We start from the raw sequence: 24,923 nt of genomic DNA on the forward strand, positions 1-24,923 counted from the left end.
GTCACCCCGCTGGAGCTCTTGTAAATGTGAATACATCATTTTCTATAAATATGTCGCTTCTCCGAAGCTTCAAAATAACATATCAAAACGAGAAAAGCAATTCCAAATTACAATGGCAATATCAACATCAATAACAAATTTCAAATTCAATTTTTAAAAGCTTCGGAGAAGCATCATATTTATAGATGATTTATTGCCAATGATAAAATGCTCCAGTTGAGCGACATCGACACAATCTAAAAAACATGTCACCCCGTTGGAGCTCTTGTAAATGTGAATACATCATTTTCTATAAATTTGTCGCTTCTCCGAAGCTTCAAAATAACATATCAAAACGAGAAAAGCTTATCAAAATGATAGGCTTTTTTTATGCCTAATTTTTGGCACACAACTCCATTCCTTTTATTCACAACACTTTAAACTCAACTTGACATTTTCGGAACATATTTTGGCATAAGCAGAGAGAACATTAAAAATTCATTCCAAATGAAAAATCAAGTAACCTCAATCTACAAACAAGCCGAACGGTTTGCTGAGATAACCAAAAAATCTATTATTTCTGGAAATATCGTCAGAGCGAAAAGATGTTTAGCTCTTGCTGAACGTTTATTTATAACCGGAAGCATCGAAACTAAAAATGCCATTTCTAATGTGTATGTTTTTTCAGTTTCGTCATTTATGGAAATGCGTCATTGCAATATTTCACACCTTTTTCCTCAAACCCTTAAAGCGGAATATATCAAGCAGGTTAATGCTTCGGGAGTATAATGTAAGATGTTTTATGTGAAATGTAAGATGTACTTATCACTTTTCACATAAAACATTTTACTGCTCACATTTTACATTTTACAAATCTAAATTCTAAAATAATCATGGTCACATTCCTCCTTCTCGCTTTAGCAGTTTTACTGTTTGCCATTTGTTTTCTGTCAGTTGAATTCTTTGAAAAAATCTAAATCATGACTGCACTATTTATTATTTCAATCGCCGTTTTCGTGTATTTGATTTATGTACTAATCAAACCCGAAAAATTTTAATAAGTGTGAAATGTCAAAAGTGAAATGTTAGATGTCTTTTATTTCACAAATCACCTCTCACTTTTTACAGCTTCACATTTTACGTTTTACAAAAACTCACATATTATGAACACAGAATTATTAGGCGTCATTGGTATTTTTATCCTAACCATTGTTTTAGCGATTCCTTTAGGAAAATATATTGCTAAAGTTTATTTAGGAGATAAAACACTTTTTGACCCAATTTTCAATCCAATTGAAAAATTTATTTTTAAAATCAGCGGCATTAATTCGGCTGAAGAAATGAACTGGAAACAACACTTAAAAGCACTTTTAAGTATCAACATGGTTTGGTTCTTTCTTTGCTTTTTCGTTTTATTGTTTCAAGGATCTTTACCATTAAATCCAGATAACAACCCGTCTATGACGCCTGATTTGGCATTTAACACCGCTATTTCGTTTTTAGTCAATTGTAACTTACAGCATTATTCAGGCGAAAGCGGGGTTTCTTACCTTTCGCAAATCGTCTTGATGTTCCTTCAATTTGTTTCTGCCGGTATCGGAATGGCTGCTGCAGCTATGATTTTTACAGCAATGAAAGAAAGAACAACAGAAAAACTGGGTAATTTTTATAATTATTTCATCAAAAGCTGTACTCGTATTTTATTACCGCTTTCAGCAATTGTAGCTGTAGCACTAGTTTTTAGCGGAACTCCAATGACTTTTGAAGGTAAAGATGCTATTACAACGCTACAAGGGGATCATGTAGAAGTTTCTCGCGGACCCGCTGCCGCTTTTATTGCTATTAAACATATTGGTACAAATGGTGGTGGTTTCTTTGGTGCCAACTCCTCACATCCATTAGAAAACCCAACTTATTTTACTAACGGAGTTGAACTTTGGGCACAAATGATTATTCCGTTTGCAATGATTTTTGCTCTTGGATTTTACCTCAACAAAAGAAAACTTTCAAATATTATTTTTGGCGTCATGACGGTTGGATTTTTACTTCTGGTTGTTCCAACCGTTATGAGTGAAATCAACGGAAATCCTGCCATCGAAAAAATGGGTATTGCACAGACAACTGGAGCAATGGAAGGAAAAGAAGTTCGGTTTGGCCCAGCAATTTCAGGATTCTGGAGTATTGCTACAACCGTAATTTCTACAGGTTCTGTAAATAGCATGCACGATAGTTCTATGCCAATTTCTGGTGCTATGCAATTATTATCTATGATGGTAAATGCCTTTTACGGCGGATGTGGTGTTGGTATTTTGAACTATTACATTTTTATTATTCTGGCTGTATTTATCTCCGGTTTAATGGTTGGTCGAACACCAGAATTTTTGGGCAAGAAAATCGAAGCGCGAGAAGTAAAAATTGCAGCTTTTATCGCCATTCTTCACCCTTTATTAATATTATCCGGAACAGCCTTAGCTTCTTATTTTGCTGCACATGATACTGCAATGGGATATTGGTTTAACGGAAATGCAACAGGCTGGTTAAATAATCCTGGAAATCACGGATTCTCTGAAATGTTATACGAATATACTTCAAGTGCTGCCAATAATGGTTCTGGTTTTGAAGGTTTGGGAGATAATAATCCGTTCTGGAATATCACTACAGGAATTGTATTGCTACTAAGCCGTTTTATTCCAATCATTGGTCCGCTAGCAATTGCGGGTTTACTGGCAGGTAAAAAATATATTCCAGAAAGTGCAGGAACTTTAAAAACCGACACCTCAATTTTCGGAATCATGACTTTTGCCGTAATCGCAATTATCGCTGCTTTATCATTCTTTCCAGCATTGGCTTTAGGTCCATTGGCAGAATATTTTGGGATGTAAAATGTGAAAAAGTAAAATGTGAGATGTAAAAAAGTGATGCCTAAAGTCAAACAACATCTTACAACTCACATTTTACCTTTTCACAAATAACAAATCATAAACGTGCTTCAAGATTCTTGATTAATCCATAAATAAGTTTTCCTATGATGTCTAATTTTTCAATCAATTGTTCACATTCTTTTTCATTGAAAAAATCTAACTCTTTGCTTAATAAAATTAAAGTATCGAGTTCTGATAAAGAACCTAACGAAATATGTAAAAAATGGATAAACTCTTTTGTTCCTTTTCTGGCTGCTCCTTCTGCAATATTAACAGGTACAGAAACGGAAGCTCTGCGGATTTGGGAAGTAATTCCAAACTTTTCCTCAGAAGGGAATTGTCTTGTAGCTAAATAAATTTCTTTAACGAATTCAAAACTTTTAATCCATGAATTCAATTTCTTGTGTGGTTTCATATTTAAAATAATTATTTACAAAAGTAGGAAATTTCACATTTTACATTTAACATTTTACACAACAAAAAATGACAACTAATAAATCCACATCATTGTTTGAAAGTAAACAGGTAAAAGAAGCCTTAGTGCAGTCTTTTGTGAAGTTGAACCCAAAAATGATGATCAAAAATCCGGTAATGTTTACCGTAGAAATTGGAACAGCCATTATGTTTGCTGTTTGCGTTTCGATCTTAATGGGCGCAAATGACCAAGGAAGTTTTACTTATAACCTAATTGTATTTTTAATTTTACTGGCAACGCTTTTATTTGCCAATTTTGCCGAAGCTATTGCCGAAGCAAGAGGAAAAGCACAAGCCGATAGTTTAAGAAAAACAAGAGAAGAAACTCCTGCTAAACAAATTTTACCTAACGGAGAAATTAAAAACATTAGTTCTTCGGCATTAAAAAAAGACGATATTTTCGTTTGTGAAGCCGGCGATTTAATTGCTGCCGATGGTGAAATTATCGAAGGTCTGGCTACAATCGACGAAAGTGCTATTACCGGAGAAAGTGCTCCTGTTATTCGGGAAGCTGGCGGAGATAAATCTTCAGTAACCGGAGGAACAAAAGTATTATCTGATAAAATTAAAGTAAAAGTAACTTCTGAACCTGGCGAAAGCTTTTTAGACAAAATGATTGCTTTGGTTGAAGGTGCGAGCCGTCAGAAAACACCAAACGAAATCGCCTTAACCATTTTATTAGCCGCATTTACTTTGATCTTCGTGATTGTGTGCGTCACGCTAAAACCGTTTGCCGACTATGCCAACGCACCCATCACGATCGCGGCTTTCATTGCTTTGTTCGTTTGTTTGATTCCAACTACCATTGGAGGTCTGCTTTCTGCGATTGGTATTGCGGGAATGGACAGAGCTTTACGAGCTAACGTAATTACAAAATCGGGGAAAGCGGTTGAAACTGCTGGAGATATTGATGTTTTACTTTTGGATAAAACCGGAACTATTACCATTGGAAACCGAAAAGCAACCAATTTTTATCCCACAAAAGGAATTTCTTTTGATGACTTTGTAAAATCGGCTGTTTTGAGTTCGCTTGCAGATGATACTCCAGAAGGAAAAAGCATTCTGGAACTCGGTAAAATGTTAGATGTAAATAGTAAGATGCAGTCAGACATTTCACTTTTTACAGAAAACATCTCACACAGTATAAAATTTACTGCTGAAACCAGAACTTCTGGAGTAGTATTAAAAGACGGAACTAACATTCGAAAAGGTGCACAAGACGCTGCAAAAAACATTGCACAGCAAGCCGGAAATTCTTTCCCAGAAGATACTGCACAACAAGTAATCACCATTTCGTCTAACGGAGGAACGCCACTGGTTGTTATTAAAGACAATGTAATTCAAGGTGTTATCGAACTTCAGGATATCATTAAAACCGGAATGAAAGAGCGTTTTGAGCGCTTACGCCGAATGGGAATCAAAACGGTAATGGTTACAGGTGATAATCCGCTTACAGCCAAATTTATTGCCGAAGCTGCCGGTGTTGATGATTTTATTGCCGAGGCTAAACCTGAGGATAAAATGAATTACATTAGAAAAGAACAGGCTGAAGGAAGATTGGTTGCCATGATGGGTGACGGAACAAATGATGCTCCTGCCCTTGCTCAAGCGAATGTTGGTGTTGCGATGAACAGCGGAACTCAAGCAGCAAAAGAAGCTGGAAACATGGTCGATCTTGACAATGACCCAACGAAACTAATTGAGATTGTTGAAATTGGAAAACAGCTTTTAATGACTCGAGGTACTTTAACTACTTTTTCTATTGCAAATGACGTTGCGAAATATTTTGCTATTGTTCCTGCTCTTTTTATTACTGCGATTCCAGCACTTCAAGGTTTAAACATTATGCATCTACACAGCCCTGAAAGTGCAATTTTATCGGCTGTAATTTTCAACGCGATTATCATTCCGATATTGATTCCGCTTGCGCTGAAAGGTGTTGATTACCGTCCAATTGGAGCAAGTGCCATCTTAAAAAGAAACCTTTTGATTTATGGTCTTGGCGGATTGATTGTCCCTTTTATTGGAATTAAAGTTATTGATTTGTTAGTAGCACTATTTATGTAAGATGCTAAGGCGCTAAGTTGCTAAGATTCTAAGTTTTTTTTCTTAGAATCTTTAAAACTTATTTATCACAATTAAAAAAACTTAGAAACTTAGAGACTTAGTCTCTTAGAAACTTTAAAGAAATGAAAAATCTATTTTCTATAATAAAACTTACTGTGGCGACTTTAATTTTGTTCGCAGTTATTTATCCTCTTGCGATTTATGGAATCGCACAAATTGCTCCAAATCAAGGAAAAGGAGAAACTATTTCGGTTAACGGAAAAGTGGTTGGTTACCAAAAAATTGGTCAGAAATTCGATAAATCGAATTATTTCTGGGGAAGACCTTCGGCTGTTGACTATAACGCAGCAGGAAGTGCTGGAAGTAACAAAGGCCCAAGCAACCCTGATTATTTGGCTTTAGTTCAAAAAAGAATTGATACGCTTTTATTGGTTCATCCGTACTTGAAAAAGTCTGAAATTCCGGTTGATATGGTTACAGCTTCTGGAAGCGGTTTAGATCCGAATGTTTCTCCGCAAGGGGCGTTGATTCAGGTTAAACGAATTGCTAAAGAAAGAAAACTGGACGAAGCTAAAGTAAAAGCTTTGGTTGAATCTAAAATTAATACTGCTGTTGTTGGTCCTAAAACGGTTAATGTTTTGGAGTTGAATGTGGCGCTTGATGCGCTTCGCTAAGATGCTAAGGTTCTAAGATACTGAGGTTCTAAGGTTTTTCTCCTGCAAGGTTTTAAAAACCTTGTGGATATGAGAAGTCTCCATCAAGTATTATCATGAAGTAACCGCTTAGTTTGTCATCCTGAGGAATGAAGGATCACACAAAAAACTCCGTCCGCATGATCGTCAATCTTTGTCGAGCTCCTAGTGTGATCCTTCGTTCCTCAGGATGACAAAAAAAGGGCGAGAATTGGAATCGAAAAACTAAACTTACAATAATACCTAATAGGTTTCGGAAACCTGTTAGGATATAAAACCTATTATAATACAAAACGCCTTTTTACCCCAAATGCCCTAGCCCCGATAGTAGTGGAAATCCTTTTTCTGGCTTCTTTAGCCAGGAAAAGATTGAAACGGATAGCGGGATTAGCTCCTAAAAAATCTACTAATAAATAATAGAATACCACAAAAATGAAAAAAATAATACTTACTGCTTTAATCACTTTTGGTTTTAGCAATTTACACGCACAAGAAGAATCAAAAAGTCCGTTTACGTTTTCTGGATATGTAGAAACCTATTATAGCTATGATTTTGGAAAACCTGAAAATCATACTCGGCCAAGCTTTTTTTATAGTTATAATAAAAGCAACGAGGTAAACTTGAATTTAGGTATGGCAAAAGTGAATTATTCGAAAGAAAATATTCGAGGGAATTTTGCCTTGATGGCGGGAACTTATGCCGAATATAATATGTCTGCCGAGCAAGGTTTGTTGAAAAATGTTTACGAGGCAAATGTTGGTGTAAAGATTTCGAAAAACCATAATTTATGGGTTGATGCGGGAATCATGCCTTCGCATCTTGGCTTTGAAAGCGCAATTGGAAAAGATTGCCAGACTTTAACGAGAAGTATTATGGCTGAAAATTCTCCTTATTATGAAACGGGTGTTAAAATTGGTTATACATCTGAATCTGGAGAATGGTATTTGGCAGGAATGTACTTGAATGGCTGGCAGAGAATTGAGAAAGTAGAAGGAAATCAAACGCCTGCTTTTGGAACGCAACTTACTTACAAACCATCTGATAAAGTTGTTTTAAACTGGAGTACTTATGTTGGAAATGAACAGCCGGATATTGATAAGAAATGGCGTTATTTAAATAACTTTTACGGACAATTTAAAGTAACGGAAAAGACAAATATTACGGCTGGTTTTGATGTTGGATCTCAGCAGTCGGCTAAAGGAAGTGATAAATATGATACTTGGTTTTCGCCAGTTTTGATTCTGCAATACAAACCAGTTGACAAGATTCAGCTTGCAGTACGCGGTGAATATTATAGTGATGAAAAGGGTGTAATTATCGCGACTGAAACGCCAAACGGTTTTAAAACTTACGGATTTTCAGCTAACTTTGATTACTTAGTTACTGATAATGTTATGTTTAGAATTGAAGCAAGAAATCTTTCAAGTAAAGATGAAATCTTCACCAATAAAGACAATCTTCCAACGGATACGAATACGTTCGTGACAACTTCGCTGGCGATTAGTTTTTAGAAGAATATTTCTTGCCACAGATTAAAAGGATTTTTTTGTGCTAATTTATTCGCCACGAATTCACGAATTATTTTAAATAAAATTCGTGAATTCGTGGCTAAAAAAAAACTTTGTGACTTAGCGCCTTCATGGCAAAAAATATGGAAAACGAAAATAATAACGCACAGCACTTTCTCGATTTAATTCAGAAATCACGAAAGGGGAAGTTTAAAATCTACATTGGTATGAGCGCCGGTGTGGGCAAAACTTTTCGTATGCTTCAGGAAGCGCATTCGTTATTGAAAAACGGAATCGATGTAAAAATTGGCTACATCGAAACACACATGCGAAAGGAAACGCATGAATTATTAGCGGGTTTGCCGATAATTCCGAGACGGACCATTTTTTATAAAGGAAAAGAACTCGAAGAACTCGATGTTCAGGCGATCATCAACCTTAGACCGGAAGTGGTTATTGTTGATGAATTGGCGCATACGAACGTTGAAGGAAGCAAAAACGAAAAACGCTGGCAAGATGTTTTAGAAATTCTAGAAGCTGGAATAAATGTAATTTCGGCGGTTAATATTCAGCATATTGAAAGTTTAAATGAAGACGTAAAAAGAATTACTAACATTGATGTTCAGGAACGCATTCCCGACAATGTTTTGCGATTGGCTGATGAGGTTGTAAATATCGATTTGACATCAGAAGATTTGATTGCACGTCTGAAAGAAGGAAAAATTTATACGGCAGATAAAATTCCGACCGCGTTAGCGAACTTTTTCAAATCGGAACAAATTCTGCAATTGCGTGAATTGGCTTTAAAAGAAGTCGCAAGTCAGGTGGTTCGAAAAGTTGAAAATGAAGTTCCTAATCTGCATGCTTTACGACATGAAAAATTACTGGCGTGCATAAGCAGCAATGATAAAACAGCCAAAATTATAATTAGAAAAGCAGCAAGATTAGCCAGTTATTATAATGGTTCTTGGTATGTTTTGTATGTAGAAACTCCACAAGAAAGCAGCAATAGGATTGCACTTGATAAACAAAGACATTTAATTAATAACTTTAAACTCGCTGTGCAATTAGGTGCGGAAGTTATTAAACTGGAAAATTCAAATATTACAGATGCTATTTTAACAACGGTAGAAGAAAAACAAATTACAACTGTGTGTATTGGGAAACCACATTTTAATTTGTTTAAAGTAATTTTGTCTACAACAATTTTTAGACGTTTGCTAAACAAACTGTCTTTGTCAAATGTTGATCTTGTAATACTCTCGTAAAATGTGAGATGTTTTTTGTAAAATGTGATTTTCTTTTACATTTTACGTTTCACATCTTACAAACAACATTTTACACAAAAAATAAAATATGAGAATTAAAACCAAATTGAATCTGGGTGTTGGATTGTTATTTTTGATGATCATCATTCTCTCTTTAGTGAGTGCTTATTCTGTTTTTTTGATTAAGCAAGACACCGAGAATATTCTGAAATCCAATTACAATACGTTGGAATATTCTAGAAACATGATTTTTGCTTTAGATGGAATGAAATCGGGCTCAACAGAAACGATTCAGAGTTTTGAGGAGAATCTCGAAAAGCAGACTCAAAATATCACTGAACCAGGCGAAAAACAAGCTACTGAAAAACTTAAAGCGAGTTTTGCTCTTTTGTCCAAAAACAATTCTAACGAAACTATAAAAGTGCAGATTCGTCAAGACATTTTTGCAATTATGAAGCTGAATCTTGACGCTATAAAACAGAAAAGTGACATTGCCAAACATTCGGCTGAAACAGCTAATTTATCGATCGCCATTGTGGGAACTTTATGCTTTCTGATTGCTTTTAATTTATTGGTTAATCTACCTAATAACATTGCCAATCCGATTAGAGAATTAACGCTGAGTATTAAAGAAATTGCGAATAAAAACTATTCTGAAAGAGTTCATTTTACGAGCCATAGCGAATTTGGTGATCTTGCAAAATCATTCAATACGATGGCACAAAAGCTTGAAGAATATCATGACAGCAATGTTTATAAACTTCTTTTTGAGAAAAAAAGACTAGAAACTCTGATCAATAATATGAACGATCCTATTATTGGTTTGGATAACGAAGGAATTGTTTTGTTTGCGAATGATGAAGCACTGAAAATTATTGGTCTAAAATCTGAAGACATTATTGGAAAACCTACTTCTCAATTAGCCGTTTCTAATGATTTGATTCGTTCTTTAATTCTGAAAGAAACTGAAACTCCTAAAAAACAGCCTCTTAAAATTTATGCGCACGGAAAAGAGAGTTATTTCGAAAAAGAGATTCACAACATAACCATAACGCCAACTGGCGAAGAAAAAGAAATTAATATTGGTGATGTAATTATTCTGCGAAATATTACGCTTTTTAAAGAATTGGATTTTGCTAAAACGAATTTTATTGCCACCGTTTCGCACGAATTAAAAACGCCAATTGCCTCTATAAAATTAAGTCTTCAATTGCTTGAAAATGGAAAAACGGGCGATATGAACGACGATCAGAAACAATTGGTTGAAAGTATAAAAGATGATAGTCAACGATTGTTGAAAATCACGGGTGAATTACTCAATTTATCACAATTGGAAACTGGAAATATTCAGCTGAATATTGGTAAAAGCAATCCGCATGAAATTATAAAATATGCTGTAGAAGCTGTAAAAGTTCAGGCAGATCAAAAACAAATTCAGTTAGTTGTTGATGCCGATGAAAACCTCAAAAACGTAAAAGCCGATGCCGAAAAAACGGGCTGGGTTTTGATTAATTATTTATCTAATGCCATCAGATATTCGTCTGAAAAGAGTACGATTCTCATTAAATTAAAAGAAGAAAATAATCAAATGGTTTTTCAGGTTATCGACACCGGAAAAGGAATTGACACAAGATATAAAGACAGAGTTTTCGACAAATATTTTCAAGTTCCAGGAAGTCAGAAATCTGGAACAGGATTAGGTTTAGCAATCAGTAAAGAATTTATTGAAGCTCAAAATGGCAGTGTTGGGGTTGAAAGTAATTTGGGATTAGGAAGTACGTTTTGGTTTTCGTTGAAAGTATAAATTATTTAACAGTATTTTGAAAATAAATCTTTAATTTTGAGTATTAAAAGAATTTGACATGGACATGACAGCGCAAATAAAAGAAAATTTAATCTCTAGAATTAGAGATTCTAAAGACATGAATTTTTTAAAAGCGCTTCAAACTATTTTTGATTCTTCAGAACAGTCTTTATATGAATTAAATCCTGAGCAGCAATCTTCTATTGAAACAAGTCGGAATCAAATAAAAAATGGCGAATTTCATAAAAATGAAGATGTAATTTCAGAGATGAGAGAATGGCTAAAAAAGAAATAATCTGGTCTGATCTTGCTAAACTTGAATTTTCTAATGTTCTTGAGTTTTATGTTTTAAGGAATGGAAATTCTGATTACAGCTTAAAAATTCTTGAAGAAGTTGAAGATTTATTAGAAGCTCTTTTTAATAATGAGTTCATAGGAAGGCTTACTTCTAATAAAATTACTCGTGTTATTCCAATGAAAATCTATTTGATTTTTTATGAGATTAATAACGATCAAATAGAAATAATATCTTTTTGGGACAATCGTCAAAATCCTGAAAAAAGAAAAATAAAATAGTAATTGACTATCTAAGTGTTTAGTCAATCTTAATTCAAATACCCCATTTAAAACCAAGAAATTAATATTCGCTTAAGGTTCAATTAAGCGAAAAATAGTTCATTTAGAGATTCGTTATTATTGCAACAAAAACAAAAATAAAGATGTCCTTCAAAGCTATTTTTTTGGTATTTCTACTCGGATTTTTTTCTGCAAATGCACAGCAAAACGATTCGATTACAAAAATTGACAGTACTTCACATCAGCTAAAATTCAATTACAAACAATTGATCATTCCGGGTGTATTAATTGGATATGGTGTTATTGGACTTGAAAGTGATCAATTGCTGAGTTTTAATTCACAAATCAAAAATGAGGTCACGGAAGATATTGATAACAAAATTACCATTGATGACTTTTCGCAATATGCGCCTGCAGTATCGGTTTATGCTTTAAATGCTTTTGGTGTAAAGGGTAAGAACAATATGCGCGACCGTTCTGTAATACTTATAACTTCGTATGCAATTATGGCTACAACGGTTTTGAGTTTAAAATCGATTGTACACGAAGAAAGACCAGACGGAAGTTCGAATAACTCCTTCCCTTCCGGACATACTGCAACTGCGTTTATGGGTGCCGAATTTTTATATCAAGAATATAAAGATAAATCGATTTGGTACGGAATTGCTGGTTATGCCGTTGCAACAGGAACGGGATTATTTAGAATTTACAACAACCGCCATTGGTTAACTGATGTTGCTGCTGGAGCTGGAATCGGGATTTTAAGTACCAAAATTGCATATTGGATTAATCCATATATTACTAAAAAGCTATTCAAATCATCAGCCGAAAATAAATCTACTTCTATGATAATGCCTTTTTATAATGGACAGCAATATGGATTAGGATTTGCGAAGGTTTTTTAATTTATAATTTGTTCTAAAATGCTATTATTCTTTATTTAATATTTTAAGTTTGTTAGAAAAACAAATCAAAAATTAAATGAGTTATATAGTTGTAGATATCGAATCAGATGGGCCGATTCCGGGAGATTATTCTATGATATCCTTTGGTGCCGTCATTGTAAATGACAAATTAGACAAAACATTTTATGGCAAACTGAAACCTATTTCCGATAAGTTTGATCCGCAAGCTTTAGCAATTTCAGGTTTCGACAGAGAAACAACTTTAGAGTTTGATGATCCTAAAACGGTGATGCTAAATTTTGAAGAATGGATAAAAGAAAATTCAAAAGGAAGGCCAATATTTATTAGCGATAATAATGGTTTTGACTGGATGTTTATCTGCTGGTATTTCCATCATTTTTTAAATAGAAATCCTTTTGGATATTCATCAAGAAGAATAGGCGATTTATACTGTGGTTTAGTAAATGATACTTTTGCTCAATGGAAACATCTTCGAAAAACGGAACATACGCATAATCCCGTTGATGATGCCATGGGAAATGCTGAAGCGTTATTGCATATGAAAAATGAAATGCAATTGAAAATTGATTTAAAATAAACTCCCGAATTATAGCTTCATTTCCATAATCGGCATGAATCTATTTTTTATTGAAGTTTCAAATTCTCCGATTTTTATAAATCCGATTTTCTGGTAAAATTGTTCGGCATTTGGTTCTGAATCTAAAATGATTTTTTGACATTTTTCATTTCGCATTCTTTCCAAAAAATCATTCATTAAAAAAGAACCAAATCCTTTCCCTATATATTCAGGTAAAATAAATAAGTTGTCCAATTTTACCTGATTGTTTTCTAATTTTAAATAAGAATAGTATCCAATAATCTGATTTTCATGAACCAAATTAAAAACAGGATTTGTTTCGATATAATCTATTGTTGTGATTGTTAGATTATTATTCCACTTCTCCATTTGCTCATCCGAATATCCCCAATACGCTTTTGATTTTTTGGTAATTTCCGTTAAACGAATATGATCTTCTGTTTTAGCTTTTTGGATGTTCATTAAAGTATCTATTTAAAGTAATTTCCTATTTTCGGCAATTGCTTTTTCATATTCGATTGAATCCATTTTCTGTAAATTATCAATCAAATAATCTATCTGCGCTAAACCTATTTCTTTATATCTTTTGATATCCTCTTCGCTTAATTTAATTTCTCTTTGAACATCTGCTATTCCGCCTAAAAAACACCAAAGAAAATATTCTTCATCAAACACTCGAAATATAAAATTCCAATCTTCAAAATATAAAATCTGCCCTTCTATAGTAGTAAAATCTAAATAGTTTTCAGCATATCGAAAGCCTTCAAAAGCTTTGCTTGTAATTCTAATACTGATAAAATTCTTTTTATTTATTATTTCATTAATCTCTTCAACAGTTTTTTCATCAACACGATATGAAAATCGTAGTTCATCCAGAAATTCTTCATCACTAATAAAACCAACAACTCTTAAAAAATTATAAAATCGTTTATCCCACTCTGCAAGTGTTAATTCTGTTCTTGTTATAAAACTTACTGTGCCTGTATAAACAATAAATATCATTAATTTTTAATTTTTATAGTTAATGCCCCTCTAAGTATTCGAAGTATTATTCTTAATCTCTCGAACTTCCCTTTTCAATTCTAAAAGTAAATCTTTCATTTCTCCAGTTTCTGTCGTTTCTTGTTTTTTGTCTGAACGGCCGATATTGCATTCGTATTCCCATATTTCCAAAATATCAGAAGCTTTCACTTCATAATTCGGATAAAAGCTGTTGTCAGATTCTAAAACCAAACTATTCTTTTTGTTTTTATTGAGACGCTTATAAACCATTCCTTCATTTTTAGTAATCAGAATATAGGTTTTGCCGTCCATCACCTCTCCCAGCTTTTCTACATAACGGCCAATAATAATCGAACCATCTTCGTGTGGAGGCATTGAATCGCCTTCAACGGGAAATCCGCGGTGTTTTCCAGGACCTAAAAACGGAAGAGTAATCTGCTGTAAGCTTTCAATATATTCTGGATCAGCATATCCGTTTAGATAACCTGCTTTTGCTTTTTGAGATACAATTTCAATAAAATTTTCTCCAAAACTATCCACTTGAATGGGTAAAATAAGTCGGTTGCCTTCCAGTTTTATCAAATTTTGCACATCAATTTTACGGATATCGACAGATAATATCAAGTCGATACTCATATGAAAATATAATGCAATCTTCTTTAAAATGTCATACGGTGCTTCCGAAGTTCCGTCTTCGTATTTCACGTATCTTCCTCTTGTAATACTTAGGTTTTCAGCTAATTTTTCTTGTGATATTTTATGCTTAACCCTTAGTGCTCTGATGTTGTCTGAAAATAAGGACATAATTAATTTGTTATAATTTGGAACAGCAAATATACAAAAAAATGTTATCACCTGTGCTAATTTTGTTCCATACAAAAACAAAAGGAAAAAATGGCACGGGCAATTGTACATATGGATTTGGATACCTTTTTTGTATCCTGCGAAAGACGCACCAACTCTGAACTCAATGGAATTCCGCTTATTATAGGTGGCGGAGACCGCGGTGTTGTGGCCTCTTGTTCGTATGAAGCCCGTAAATATGGAGTGCGTTCTGCGATGCCAATTCGTATGGCATTAAAACTTTGTCCTGACGCAAAAGTGATGAAAGGCGACATGGAATTATATTCGCAACTTTCTCATGATGTTACCGAAATTCTTCAGGAAAAAGCGCCTGTTTTAGAAAAAGCGAGCATCGATGAATTTTATATGGACATTACCGGAATGGACAAATTTCATGGCAGTTATAAATGGACAAATGAACTGGCTCAAAAAGTCATTAAGGAAACCGGACTTCCAATCAGTTTTTCATTATCCATCAACAAAACCGTTTCTAAAATTGCAACAGGAGAGGGCAAACCTGTTGGGAATCTTGAAATTCCGGAACAAAAAGTTCAGGACTTTTTAAATCCGCTTTCGATTCAGAAAATCCCAATGGTGGGCTCTGTGACTTTTCAGCTTTTATCTCGAATTGGCGTTCGTAAAATTCAGACTTTGGCAGAAATGCCTGCTGAGGTTTTACAGCAAATGATTGGTAAAAATGGTCTCGAACTTTGGAAAAAAGCGCACGGAATCGATCATACTCCTGTTGAACCTTATACCGAAAGAAAATCCATTTCTACTGAAACGACTTTTTCGCAAGATACTATCGATCTTGCAAAACTCAGAAGAATATTATTAGGAATGGTCGAAAAACTGGCTTTTCAGCTGCGTGCAGAACAATGGCTGACTTCGACTGTTACCGTTAAAATACGTTACGCCAATTTTGATACTGAAACCAAACAATGCCGAGTAGCTTATACTTCAGCCGATCATATTTTGACTAAAAACGTAATAGAACTTTTTGAGAAAGTTTATCAGCGTCGTATGCGCCTGCGTTTGATTGGCGTTCGCTTTAGCGGATTGGTTCGAGGCACTTATCAAATTGATCTTTTTGAAGATACTCAGGAAATGTTATCACTTTATGAAGCGATGGATAAAATGAAAAGCCGTTATGGTTTTGATGCCGTAATGCGCTGTGCTGGAGCTCATTTTAAACCAAATACTAAAGACGAAATTTTAAAACGCAAGAAATAATGTATCTCAATTGCCATTCTTATCATTCATTACGTTACGGCACGATTCCGCTTAAGGATTTGATTGCCGAAGCCGTTTTACATGGTATAAAAGCAATGGCATTGACCGATATTAATACTGTTACCGGAATTTACGATTTTATAAAAGCGTGTCAGGAAAAAGGAATTAAACCTTTGATTGGAATGGAATTTCGATACAATCATGAATTCCGATATATTGGCCTCGCTAAAAATGCTGAAGGTTTAGCTGAAATGAATCGCTTTTTAACTGAATATAATTTCAGCGGAGAAACTTTGCCTTTGCGTGCTCCAAAATTCGAATCGGTTTTTGTGATCTATACTTTAGAAAATGCTCCTGAAACACTTTTTGAAAATGAATTTATCGGAGTTCGTCCTGAAGAAGTTTCGAGTCTTCTGACTTCAAAACATAAAAATAAAATCTCCAAAATGGTGATTTTACAACCTGTAACTTTTAGAAATAAAAAAGAATACAATCTGCATAAAGTACTTCGTGCTATTGATACGAATATTATTTTATCGAAACTTACAGAAGCTGATTATTGCAAAGTTTCTGATGTAATGAAACCTGTAGAATCGATTCTGCCATTTTATGAAAAATATCCTGAAATCATTTTGAATACACAACGTATCATTGACGATTGTAATTTTCAATATGATTTTTCAGCAAAAAGAAATAAAAAGTTTTATACTGAAAACCGTCAAAAAGATTTAGAAAAACTAACCGAATTGGCTTGGGAAGGATTCTACAAACGTTACGGAAACGAAAATATTGAAGCAAAAGCTCGCGTCGAAAAAGAATTAAAAGTTATTGATGAATTAGAATTCAGCGGTTATTTTTTAATCACTTGGGATATTATTCAATATAGCAATAGCCAAGGTTTTATGCACATTGGTCGCGGAAGCGGTGCCAACAGCATCATTGCCTATTGTCTCGGAATTACCGATATCTGTCCCATAGAACTCGATTTGTATTTTGAACGTTTTTTAAACCTCAACCGTAAAACACCACCTGATTTTGATATTGATTGGAGCTGGCAGGAACGTAACACAATTCTGGAATATATCTTCAAAAAATATGGCAAAGATCATGTAGCGTTTTGCGGCACAAATGTCGAGTTTAAATACCGTTCTATTTTTAGAGAAGTTGGAAAAGTTTTCGGACTTCCTAAAGAAGAATTAGATCTTTTGGCAAAAAATCCGGAAGAACTTCATCCAACAAACAAAATTGTAAAACTGGTTCAGGAATACGGAAAAATGATGCAGAAATATCCCAACCAACGAAGTATGCATGCGTGTGGAATTCTGATTTCTGAAGAACCAATTACGAATTATACACCTCTGGAAATGCCTCCAAAAGGTTTTCCAATCGTACTTTTTGATATGCACATTGCCGAAGAAATTGGTTTCGACAAATTTGATATTCTAAGTCAGCGAGGCATAGGACATATTGATGACAGCGTAAAACTGATTGCCAAAAACCGAGGCATAAAAGTTAATATTCGAGATACTTCGATTTCTAAAGACGAAGCGGTTTGCAATACTTATTTAGCAAAAGGCCATACGATTGGCTGCTTTTATATCGAAAGCCCTGCTATGCGTGGTTTACTGCGCCGTTTAAATTGCGATAATTATAAAATTCTTGTCGCCGCTTCATCTATCATTCGTCCTGGAGTAGCACAATCGGGAATGATGAAAGAGTATATTTTCCGTCATAATAACCCAACTCAATTTGAGTATTTTCATGAAGTTTTCAGGGAACATCTCGGTGAAACGTACGGCATTATGGTTTATCAGGAAGATGTCATTAAAATTGCCCAGCATTACGGCGGACTTCCCGCTCCTGACGGCGATATTCTTCGTCGTGCCATGTCGGGAAAAGGAAGATCTTTGGAAGCGTTGCAAAAAGTAAAAGATAATTTCTTTGCGAGCTGTGCTCAAAAAGGGCATCCTGAAACTTTGAGTCAGGAAATTTATCGCCAAATTGAATCTTTCGCAGGATATTCTTTTTGCAAGGCACACTCAGCTTCTTATGCAGTTGAAAGTTATCAGAGTTTATACTTGAAAGTCAATTATCCTGTGGAATTTATGACAGCGGTAATCAACAATCAAGGCGGATTTTACAGAACCGAAGTATATGTACATGAAGCGCGAATGTCTGGCGGAACGATTCATAATCCGTGTGTGAATAAAAGCGAATATCAAACGACTTTATATGGTACCGATATTTATTTAGGTTTTATGCACATTCAAAGTCTGGAATCTAAAATCACTCATTTGATTGAAGAAGACCGAAATAAAAAAGGAGATTTTAGTTCTCTGGAAGATTTTATCAATCGAATTCCAATTGGAATTGAAGGCGTTAAAACTCTCATTTTTATTGATGCTTTTCGTTTTACAGGAAAAACAAAAAATCAGCTTTTGGTAACTGCCAGTCTGCTGTTGAATAATTTTAAACCTGAAAATAGAGATTTAAAATTACTGCAAGAACCCGTTAAAGAATACAAGCTTCCAAAATTGGAACGCTCCATTTTTGAAGATGCTTTTGATGAAATTGAGCTTTTAAGTTTCCCCGTTTCGTGTACTGTTTTTGATCTTTTACAAACCAAACACCGTGGAGATGTCATGGCGAAAGATTTGGTTCAATATCATAAAAAACAAGTCAGAATGCTGGCGTATCTCATTTCCAGAAAACACGTACCAACAAAAAAAGGCATCATGTATTTTGGAACTTGGATCGATCATGAAGGCACTTATTTTGATACAGCACATTTTCCAGATAGTCTTGCTAAACATCCGTTTCAGGGAGGAGGCTGTTATCTTTTGTTAGGAAATGTTGAGGTTGATTACCATTTTCCTACCATTACGATTCTAAAAATGGCTAAGATGCCTTTTATTCCAGATCCTCGTTATATGGATTCTAAAGATCAATACAGAACACAAAATCAGATAAAAGAAGATGTGAGTTTGACGCATCGTGCGCCTTATCCGCAAGGACATGAAATTAATCTGCCGAGACACCGAATGAAATTTTAAATAAGTACAATGATTTAACACATAGAAAAATAGTTTATTAGCTTGTAGAGATGCCAATTTTAATTTTAAATCTATGTGTTAAATTTTAAATAACTAAAGAACAACTTACGTTATATAAAGATGAAAAATACGGAATATGCTATAGTCGATATTGAAACCACAGGAGGAAATGCCAGTGGCAGCCGCATTACAGAAATTGCGATCATTATTCATGATGGTAAAAATGTGCTAGATCGTTATGAAACACTTGTAAATCCTGAACAGGACATACCTCCTTCTATTTTTGGATTAACGGGTATTAATAACGAAATGGTAGCCAATGCGCCAATCTTTGATGATATTTCAGAGAAAGTTTTGGAAATGCTTACTGATCGTATTTTCGTTGCACATAATGTCAATTTCGATTATTCATTCGTTCATCATCAGTTGGAACAGTCAGGTTTCAAATGGTCTGCTAAAAAACTTTGCACCGTTCGTGCCGCACGAAAAATCAAACCGGGATTGGGTTCTTATAGCTTAGGGAATCTTTGCAATTCTTTAAATATCAATTTAGAAAATAGACACCGCGCCGGCGGAGATGCCGATGCAACTGCTTTGCTTTTTTCACTTTTATTAGAATGGGATGACGCCGGAGAAATCGAGAAAATGATCAAAAAAACAGCACAAGATCAGCGTTTGCCTCCTAATCTTCCACCTGATGACTTTAATAATTTGCCTGAAAAACCAGGTGTCTATTACTTTTATAATCAGCAAAAAAAAGTGATTTATGTTGGAAAAGCCATCAATGTAAAGAAACGTGTAGCATCTCATTTTACTGGTAACAATATAAATCCGCAAAGACAGCACTTTTTACGAGATATTCACGGAATTTCTTTTGAAATCTGCGCTACCGAATTAATGGCGCTTCTTTTAGAATGTACCGAAATCAAAAAACTCTGGCCAACTTATAACAGGGCTTTAAAACGTTTTGAAGCCAAATTTGGGATTTATCAATACGAAGCTAGAAATGGCTATAAATATCTTGCCATTGGAAAAGTGAGTAAATTTCAGGTTTGCATTCACGAATTCAGTAGTTTGCATGAAGGCATTAATTTACTTCGAAACCTTGCTGAACGTTTTGAAATCGATCATCGTTTCTGCAAATATTCAAAATCTGAGGACGGAGAGTTTTTCTACAATAATAATGTGCAAAGTCTGCCCGAAGCTATAATGCATAATGCACAAGTCGATAATGCCATTGATTATCTATTGAATAACAGACCTTCTTTTGCCATTATCGACAAAGGAAAATCAAAAGAAGAACGCAGTTGCATTTGGATTGAAAATGGACATTTTTATGGTATGGGATATCTTCCTTCAGATGTTTCAATTCATGAGCCTTCAGACGTAAAAAATTATGTTACGCCTTATAAAAGCAATCAATACATTGAGCAACTGATTTTTTCTTATGCAGAAAAGCATCCTAGAAAAGTATTCTTTAAAAAGCATTTCTTAGTCTAAAATCAAATTAGAGAAAAATAGAGCTGTAAAAATCAAAATTATGACACTATTTACCGACACCGAATTATTTACCACTGGACACGGAGGTAAAAAAATATTTGATCTTCCAGATTGCGAACTAATTCTGATTGAAAATTTCTTCAGTAAAGAAGAATCAGATTCTTTTTATGAAAGAATACTGCGCAAAACGAAATGGAGAGAATATGAAATGGAAATTTATGATAAAACCTATACTGTTCCCAGAATGATTGCATGGTATGAAGATAAAGACAACGAAGGGGCAGATCCAAACGGACCTGACTGGACGTATGAATTGTTAAAAATCAGAGGCCGCGTGGAGAAAGAAACTCAGCTTGATTTTAACAGTCTTCTGTTAAATTTATATCGAAACGGAAAAGACGGTGTAGGCTGGCATAGCGACCGAGAAGACAAATCTGGTAAAGATCCTATTATAGCCTCGGTCACTTTTGGAGAAACCCGAATGTTTAAACTTCGCCATAAATTTAGAAAGGATATTCCGTTAGTTGAAATTCCGCTTCATCATGGTTCTTTTCTACTGATGGCGGGAACTACGAATAGTTTTTGGCAGCATCATGTTCCGAAAACGGCACGTAAAGTTTTACCCAGAATAAATTTAACATTCAGACAAACGCAACGTAATACGTAATACATTCAGAACTAAAAACTAGCTGATTTATTAGCTTAATCCCTATGAGGAAAATTCTGTCGAAAAAAGTTAAAATACTGATTGTATGAACGTTTTATTAGGCTGAACCTTCCTTTTTTACTATTTTTGCAACCTTTTAAAAAAATATAATACCGTAATGGCTTATTCAAACAACGATTTAGCGCGCTTCTTAGATGCGCAAAACAAACTTTATCTTACTGCTCTTTCTGAAATCGGAAAGGGGAAAAAAGAGACGCATTGGATGTGGTTTATTTTTCCTCAAATTAAAGGATTGGGTAAAAGTGATACTGCAAATCTTTATGCCATTAATGATTTAAAAGAAGCTACAGATTATTTGGAGCATCCTATTTTAGGAAAACATTTGATTGAAATTTCAGAGTTATTATTAACCTTTAAGATGAAATCGGCTGATGGAATTTTTGGTGACTTAGATGCACGAAAATTACGTTCTTGCATGACTTTATTTTCATTGGTAGAAAATGCAAATCCTATATTTCAGGAAATTTTGGAGGCTTTCTTCTCTGGAGAAACCGATCCGCTTACTTTGTCTATTATTAATTCAACTATAAAATCTGTTGATGAGCCGGTTGAAATATAACCTGAGTTTACAACGATTATTTACATTTAAAAGACACTAATTATAGTGTCTTTTTTTTGTTTATGGCTATACTATTCACTAAAACCAATATCATAAACTGTTTATTTAAAAGTAATTAATCTTAACTTGCATAAAGTTAACCTCAAATCTAAACCAAACCATGAATGAAAAAATCAAAACTTTACAAATTATCCATCTCGCCATTTGTGCAGGAACCATCATCGCTTATTACATTATTGGAGATCTTTCACTTGAAACGCTACATGTACCTGTCATTGATACAGCTTCAATAATATATCTTGCTATTCCGATTCTAGCAATTGTTTTAAGCAATATATTATTTAAAACACAATTAAAGCAGATTGATCCAAAGTTAAAACTCGAATATAAAATGCCAATATATCAAGCTGCCTCTATTATGCGATGGGCGGTTCTTGAAGGCGCCGCTTTTTTGATTTTAATTTTAAAACCCGATTTTATATTATTTGGAATTCTGATCTTAGTTTATCTGATATTTCTCAGACCTACCACAGAGAGAATTGACAATGATTTATCGAATACAAACAATTAAAAAAACAAAAAGTGCCTTGCAATAAAAGGCACTTTTTTATAGATAAAATTTGAAATTTTTGAATCTATTCTTCTTTCGGTTTCGTTAAGTAATAAACTGGAATTCCAGTTAACATAATCAACACTCCCCAACCACATGTAGAGAATTTTGTAATTAGTAACGAAATACAAATTGCCGACGCTACAACAATATATAGCATTGGTAAAAATGGATATCCAAATGCTTTATAAGGTCTTTCTGCATCTGGCATCTTTTTTCTTAAAATGAAAATTCCGTAGATGGTCAGAATATAAAAAATCAATACGATGATAATTACAAAATCAAGCAAATCTCCATATTTGCCTGTCAAGCACAAAGCCGAAGCCCAAATACACTGCGCCCAAAGTGCCCAAGCAGGAACGCTCGAACTATTTAAAACAGCTGCTTTTTTGAAAAACAAACCGTCTTTTGCCATTGTATAATATACTCTCGCACCCGCCATAATTAATCCGTTGTTGCAAGCAAAAGTCGAAATCATAATCATAATTGCGATAATCAAGGCTCCGATATTTCCAAAAATATAATCTGAAGCCACAACTGCAACACGATCGAACTTTGCTGTTGCTATTTCATCAAACGGAACTACAGCCAAATACATAAGATTTGTTACGACATATAGAGAGGTTACAATAAAAGTTCCTAGAAAAAGACTAAGACCTACATTTCGTTTAGGATTTTTAATTTCACCAGCGATAAAAGTCACACCGTTCCAAGCATCACTAGAGAATAAAGATCCAACCATTGCAGCCGAAATTCCAGAAATTAAAGCTGTTCCACTAATTGGCAGCCATGATCCGCTTTCTTTGTCAAATGTTCTTGTGCTCCATCCGTCTGCCCAGTTTGCATCCCAAACAGAAGCTTTCGCAGCAAGTGTTAATCCGAAAACAACTAATCCAAGAAGCGATAAAATTTTAATTATCGTTAAAACAGTTTGTAGAATTTTTCCATTTTTTACACCACGGCTATTAATGAAAGTCAGAATTATAATAGTCAAAATTGAGACAAGCTGAGCTGCATTCAGTTTAAAAGCTCCCAATTCGTAAAGAATATTTTCATCGCTAAGCGGTTCATACAAATAAGCTGCGAATTTAGAAAAAGCTACTCCTACAGCCGCAATAGTTCCAGTCTGAATAACTGCAAAAAAACTCCATCCGTACAAAAAGGCAATTAGTTTGTTATAAGCTTCTTTCAAGTAAACGTATTGTCCACCAGCTTTTGGAAACATCGCACTCAATTCGCCATAGCTAACTGCTGCGACAACTGTAATAAATCCGGACAAAAGCCAGATTAGTGTAAGCCATCCTGCCGAGCCTACTTGTCGGGCAATATCGGCGCTTACAATGAATATCCCGGATCCAATCATAGAGCCAACCACAAGCATGGTTCCGTCTAAAAGTCCGAGTTCTCTTTTAAAATGTTCTTGGTCGTTTTCTTGCATTTTTATTGGTTTAGGTTGGCTAAAGATATACTTTTTTCTGAAATCTTAATCTTTAAATTCTTAATTCCATAAATTCTTAAAAAAGACCATATTTATCAATATTTGCCCCAAATCTTTATTAAAATCTTTTGGGCGTATCCTTTTGAAGAGCCTTTTCACTCTATCTTTCTATCCTTTACACAAAGGATTAAAGAAATTTTTCCTTATTTTTAAAATAAAAACAATATCATGACTTGGGATCCGAAAAAATACAATGAGTTTAAAGAAGAACGTTCTAAACCTTTTGACGATCTTACAAGTCATATTGTTGACAAACCCAATTTGAAAGTTATAGATCTCGGATGCGGAACGGGTGAACTTACCCAAAAACTGCATCAAAAACTAACAAATCCGTTTGTTCTTGGCATTGACAATTCTGCCGAAATGTTGGCAAAAGCTCCAGTGCAAGAAAATCTTGAATTTAAAGAAAAAACGATCTTAGAACAAATCAACGACGAAACCAAATGGGATTTGATCTTTTCGAATGCGGCTTTACAATGGATTGATAATCACAACGAACTTTTTCCGAAAATTATCTCCCGAATAAATCCAGGCGGACAATTGGCCGTTCAGATGCCGCAACAAAATGAAAACATTCTCAATAAAATTCTTTTGCAATTGGTACAGGAAGAGCCTTTTGCCTCCAATCTCAAAAATTGGACACGTCCTTCTCCTGTTTTAACTTTAGATAAATACGCTAGAATTCTTTTTGAAAATGGCGGCAAAGATTTAGTCCTTTATGAAAAAGTATATCCGATAATTTCGAATCAAAAGGATGCTTTTTTTGACTTTATTTCAGGCTCAGCCTTAACTGTTTATCAAGAAAGGCTAAAAGAACACGAATTTGCAATCTTAACAGCTGAATTTAAGAAAAGAATAGATAATTACTTTCCTATTGTTCCGTCCATTTATGCTTTTAGACGATTAATTATTTATGCTACATTTTAATGAAACGATTCAAATTATACAGTTTCAATATTTAAACAAAAAGCAAGTTTTTTCATGTGTTATTTTAACACGCCTATTTACTCTTTTTCCTTCCTTCAAATTAGATTAAAAATTCATTTTTTAATCTCAAAACGAATACAATAATATAATTAAAAAAAATAACAAACTAAACCCCAAA

24 protein-coding genes are annotated in these 24,923 nt (G+C 34.3%); 19 read left to right on the forward strand and 5 right to left on the reverse strand.

The window, feature by feature from the left end; genetic code table 11:
* Positions 1 to 486 precede the first annotated feature (486 nt).
* The 3 genes from LPB248_RS05805 to kdpA all read left to right on the forward strand — a co-directional run bounded on the left by LPB248_RS05805 (position 487) and on the right by kdpA (position 2,861).
* Positions 487 to 768 carry a hypothetical protein gene (locus LPB248_RS05805; RefSeq protein WP_177210608.1) on the forward strand — a complete coding sequence of 94 codons (282 nt, stop codon included), beginning with the start codon at positions 487 to 489 and terminating at the stop codon, positions 766 to 768.
* A gap of 191 nt (positions 769 to 959) precedes the next feature.
* Complete coding sequence (gene kdpF / locus LPB248_RS05810; protein ID WP_073099479.1) at positions 960 to 1,037, forward strand: K(+)-transporting ATPase subunit F; 78 nt, start codon at positions 960 to 962, stop codon at positions 1,035 to 1,037.
* A 105-nt stretch (positions 1,038 to 1,142) separates the two neighbouring features.
* A complete protein-coding gene (gene kdpA, locus LPB248_RS05815) occupies positions 1,143 to 2,861 on the forward strand; it encodes a potassium-transporting ATPase subunit KdpA (protein ID WP_177210609.1) in 1,719 nt (572 codons plus the stop codon).
* A 94-nt stretch (positions 2,862 to 2,955) separates the two neighbouring features.
* Here kdpA and LPB248_RS05820 read toward each other — a convergent pair whose 3' ends face one another.
* On the reverse strand, positions 2,956 to 3,297 hold the full coding sequence (locus LPB248_RS05820; RefSeq protein ID WP_255463025.1) for a four helix bundle protein: 342 nt from the start codon (positions 3,295 to 3,297) through the stop codon (positions 2,956 to 2,958).
* A gap of 86 nt (positions 3,298 to 3,383) precedes the next feature.
* Between LPB248_RS05820 and kdpB the strand changes: the two genes are divergently transcribed.
* From kdpB to LPB248_RS05865, 9 genes are all read left to right on the forward strand, one after another.
* Positions 3,384 to 5,441, forward strand: coding sequence for a potassium-transporting ATPase subunit KdpB (gene kdpB / locus LPB248_RS05825; protein WP_177210610.1), 2,058 nt, complete (start codon positions 3,384 to 3,386; stop codon positions 5,439 to 5,441).
* A 122-nt stretch (positions 5,442 to 5,563) separates the two neighbouring features.
* Entirely contained in the window at positions 5,564 to 6,115 is a 552-nt protein-coding gene (locus tag LPB248_RS05830; RefSeq protein WP_177210611.1) for a K(+)-transporting ATPase subunit C, read from the forward strand.
* A 450-nt stretch (positions 6,116 to 6,565) separates the two neighbouring features.
* Positions 6,566 to 7,645 (forward strand): porin, encoded by a 1,080-nt coding sequence (locus LPB248_RS05835; protein ID WP_177210612.1) that lies wholly within the window; start codon positions 6,566 to 6,568, stop codon positions 7,643 to 7,645.
* 140 nt (positions 7,646 to 7,785) lie between these two features.
* The gene (locus tag LPB248_RS05840; RefSeq protein WP_177210613.1) at positions 7,786 to 8,910 is read left to right on the forward strand and encodes a sensor protein KdpD; all 1,125 of its coding nucleotides are present in this window, start codon (positions 7,786 to 7,788) and stop codon (positions 8,908 to 8,910) included.
* A gap of 88 nt (positions 8,911 to 8,998) precedes the next feature.
* Positions 8,999 to 10,714 carry a sensor histidine kinase gene (locus LPB248_RS05845; protein ID WP_177210614.1) on the forward strand — a complete coding sequence of 572 codons (1,716 nt, stop codon included), beginning with the start codon at positions 8,999 to 9,001 and terminating at the stop codon, positions 10,712 to 10,714.
* Positions 10,715 to 10,772: 58 nt separating this feature from the next.
* Positions 10,773 to 11,009, forward strand: a complete 237-nt coding sequence (locus tag LPB248_RS05850) for a hypothetical protein (RefSeq protein ID WP_177210615.1) — start codon at positions 10,773 to 10,775, stop codon at positions 11,007 to 11,009.
* Positions 10,991 to 11,290, forward strand: coding sequence for a type II toxin-antitoxin system RelE/ParE family toxin (locus LPB248_RS05855; RefSeq protein ID WP_177210616.1), 300 nt, complete (start codon positions 10,991 to 10,993; stop codon positions 11,288 to 11,290). The genes LPB248_RS05850 and LPB248_RS05855 overlap by 19 nt, the downstream gene beginning before the upstream one ends.
* 143 nt (positions 11,291 to 11,433) lie before the next feature.
* Complete coding sequence (locus LPB248_RS05860) at positions 11,434 to 12,195, forward strand: phosphatase PAP2 family protein (protein ID WP_177210617.1); 762 nt, start codon at positions 11,434 to 11,436, stop codon at positions 12,193 to 12,195.
* Positions 12,196 to 12,271: 76 nt separating this feature from the next.
* Positions 12,272 to 12,793, forward strand: coding sequence for an exonuclease domain-containing protein (locus LPB248_RS05865; protein ID WP_111283388.1), 522 nt, complete (start codon positions 12,272 to 12,274; stop codon positions 12,791 to 12,793).
* A gap of 9 nt (positions 12,794 to 12,802) precedes the next feature.
* Here LPB248_RS05865 and LPB248_RS05870 read toward each other — a convergent pair whose 3' ends face one another.
* Genes LPB248_RS05870 through LPB248_RS05880 form a run of 3 tightly spaced genes read right to left on the reverse strand, consistent with a single transcriptional unit; the run spans position 12,803 to position 14,599 of the window.
* On the reverse strand, positions 12,803 to 13,255 hold the full coding sequence (locus tag LPB248_RS05870) for a GNAT family N-acetyltransferase (RefSeq protein WP_177210618.1): 453 nt from the start codon (positions 13,253 to 13,255) through the stop codon (positions 12,803 to 12,805).
* 12 nt (positions 13,256 to 13,267) lie between these two features.
* Positions 13,268 to 13,795, reverse strand: a complete 528-nt coding sequence (locus LPB248_RS05875) for a hypothetical protein (protein WP_177210619.1) — start codon at positions 13,793 to 13,795, stop codon at positions 13,268 to 13,270.
* A 30-nt stretch (positions 13,796 to 13,825) separates the two neighbouring features.
* Entirely contained in the window at positions 13,826 to 14,599 is a 774-nt protein-coding gene (locus LPB248_RS05880; RefSeq protein WP_177210620.1) for an XRE family transcriptional regulator, read from the reverse strand.
* A gap of 90 nt (positions 14,600 to 14,689) precedes the next feature.
* Here LPB248_RS05880 and dinB point away from each other — a divergent pair, with 90 nt between their 5' ends.
* The 6 genes from dinB to LPB248_RS05910 all read left to right on the forward strand — a co-directional run bounded on the left by dinB (position 14,690) and on the right by LPB248_RS05910 (position 22,281).
* Complete coding sequence (dinB, locus tag LPB248_RS05885) at positions 14,690 to 15,871, forward strand: DNA polymerase IV (RefSeq protein ID WP_177210621.1); 1,182 nt, start codon at positions 14,690 to 14,692, stop codon at positions 15,869 to 15,871.
* On the forward strand, positions 15,871 to 18,924 hold the full coding sequence (locus LPB248_RS05890) for a DNA polymerase III subunit alpha (protein ID WP_177210622.1): 3,054 nt from the start codon (positions 15,871 to 15,873) through the stop codon (positions 18,922 to 18,924). Before dinB ends, LPB248_RS05890 begins: the two co-directional genes overlap by 1 nt.
* Positions 18,925 to 19,044: 120 nt before the next feature.
* A complete protein-coding gene (locus tag LPB248_RS05895; protein WP_177210623.1) occupies positions 19,045 to 20,424 on the forward strand; it encodes an exonuclease domain-containing protein in 1,380 nt (459 codons plus the stop codon).
* 40 nt (positions 20,425 to 20,464) lie between these two features.
* A complete protein-coding gene (locus LPB248_RS05900; RefSeq protein WP_177210624.1) occupies positions 20,465 to 21,091 on the forward strand; it encodes an alpha-ketoglutarate-dependent dioxygenase AlkB family protein in 627 nt (208 codons plus the stop codon).
* 157 nt (positions 21,092 to 21,248) lie between these two features.
* Positions 21,249 to 21,710: a DUF1810 domain-containing protein gene (locus LPB248_RS05905; RefSeq protein ID WP_177210625.1), complete on the forward strand. Its 462-nt coding sequence runs from the start codon at positions 21,249 to 21,251 to the stop codon at positions 21,708 to 21,710.
* 160 nt (positions 21,711 to 21,870) lie between these two features.
* On the forward strand, positions 21,871 to 22,281 hold the full coding sequence (locus LPB248_RS05910) for an MFS transporter (RefSeq protein WP_177210626.1): 411 nt from the start codon (positions 21,871 to 21,873) through the stop codon (positions 22,279 to 22,281).
* A gap of 64 nt (positions 22,282 to 22,345) precedes the next feature.
* Here LPB248_RS05910 and LPB248_RS05915 read toward each other — a convergent pair whose 3' ends face one another.
* Positions 22,346 to 23,758: an APC family permease gene (locus tag LPB248_RS05915; protein WP_177210627.1), complete on the reverse strand. Its 1,413-nt coding sequence runs from the start codon at positions 23,756 to 23,758 to the stop codon at positions 22,346 to 22,348.
* A 228-nt stretch (positions 23,759 to 23,986) separates the two neighbouring features.
* On the opposite strand from LPB248_RS05915, the gene LPB248_RS05920 reads away from it, so the two are divergent.
* Entirely contained in the window at positions 23,987 to 24,745 is a 759-nt protein-coding gene (locus LPB248_RS05920; protein WP_177210628.1) for a methyltransferase domain-containing protein, read from the forward strand.
* Positions 24,746 to 24,923: the final 178 nt, after the last annotated feature.

The sequence above is a fragment of the Flavobacterium sp. LPB0248 genome (assembly GCF_013388355.1).
Taxonomy (GTDB): domain Bacteria; phylum Bacteroidota; class Bacteroidia; order Flavobacteriales; family Flavobacteriaceae; genus Flavobacterium.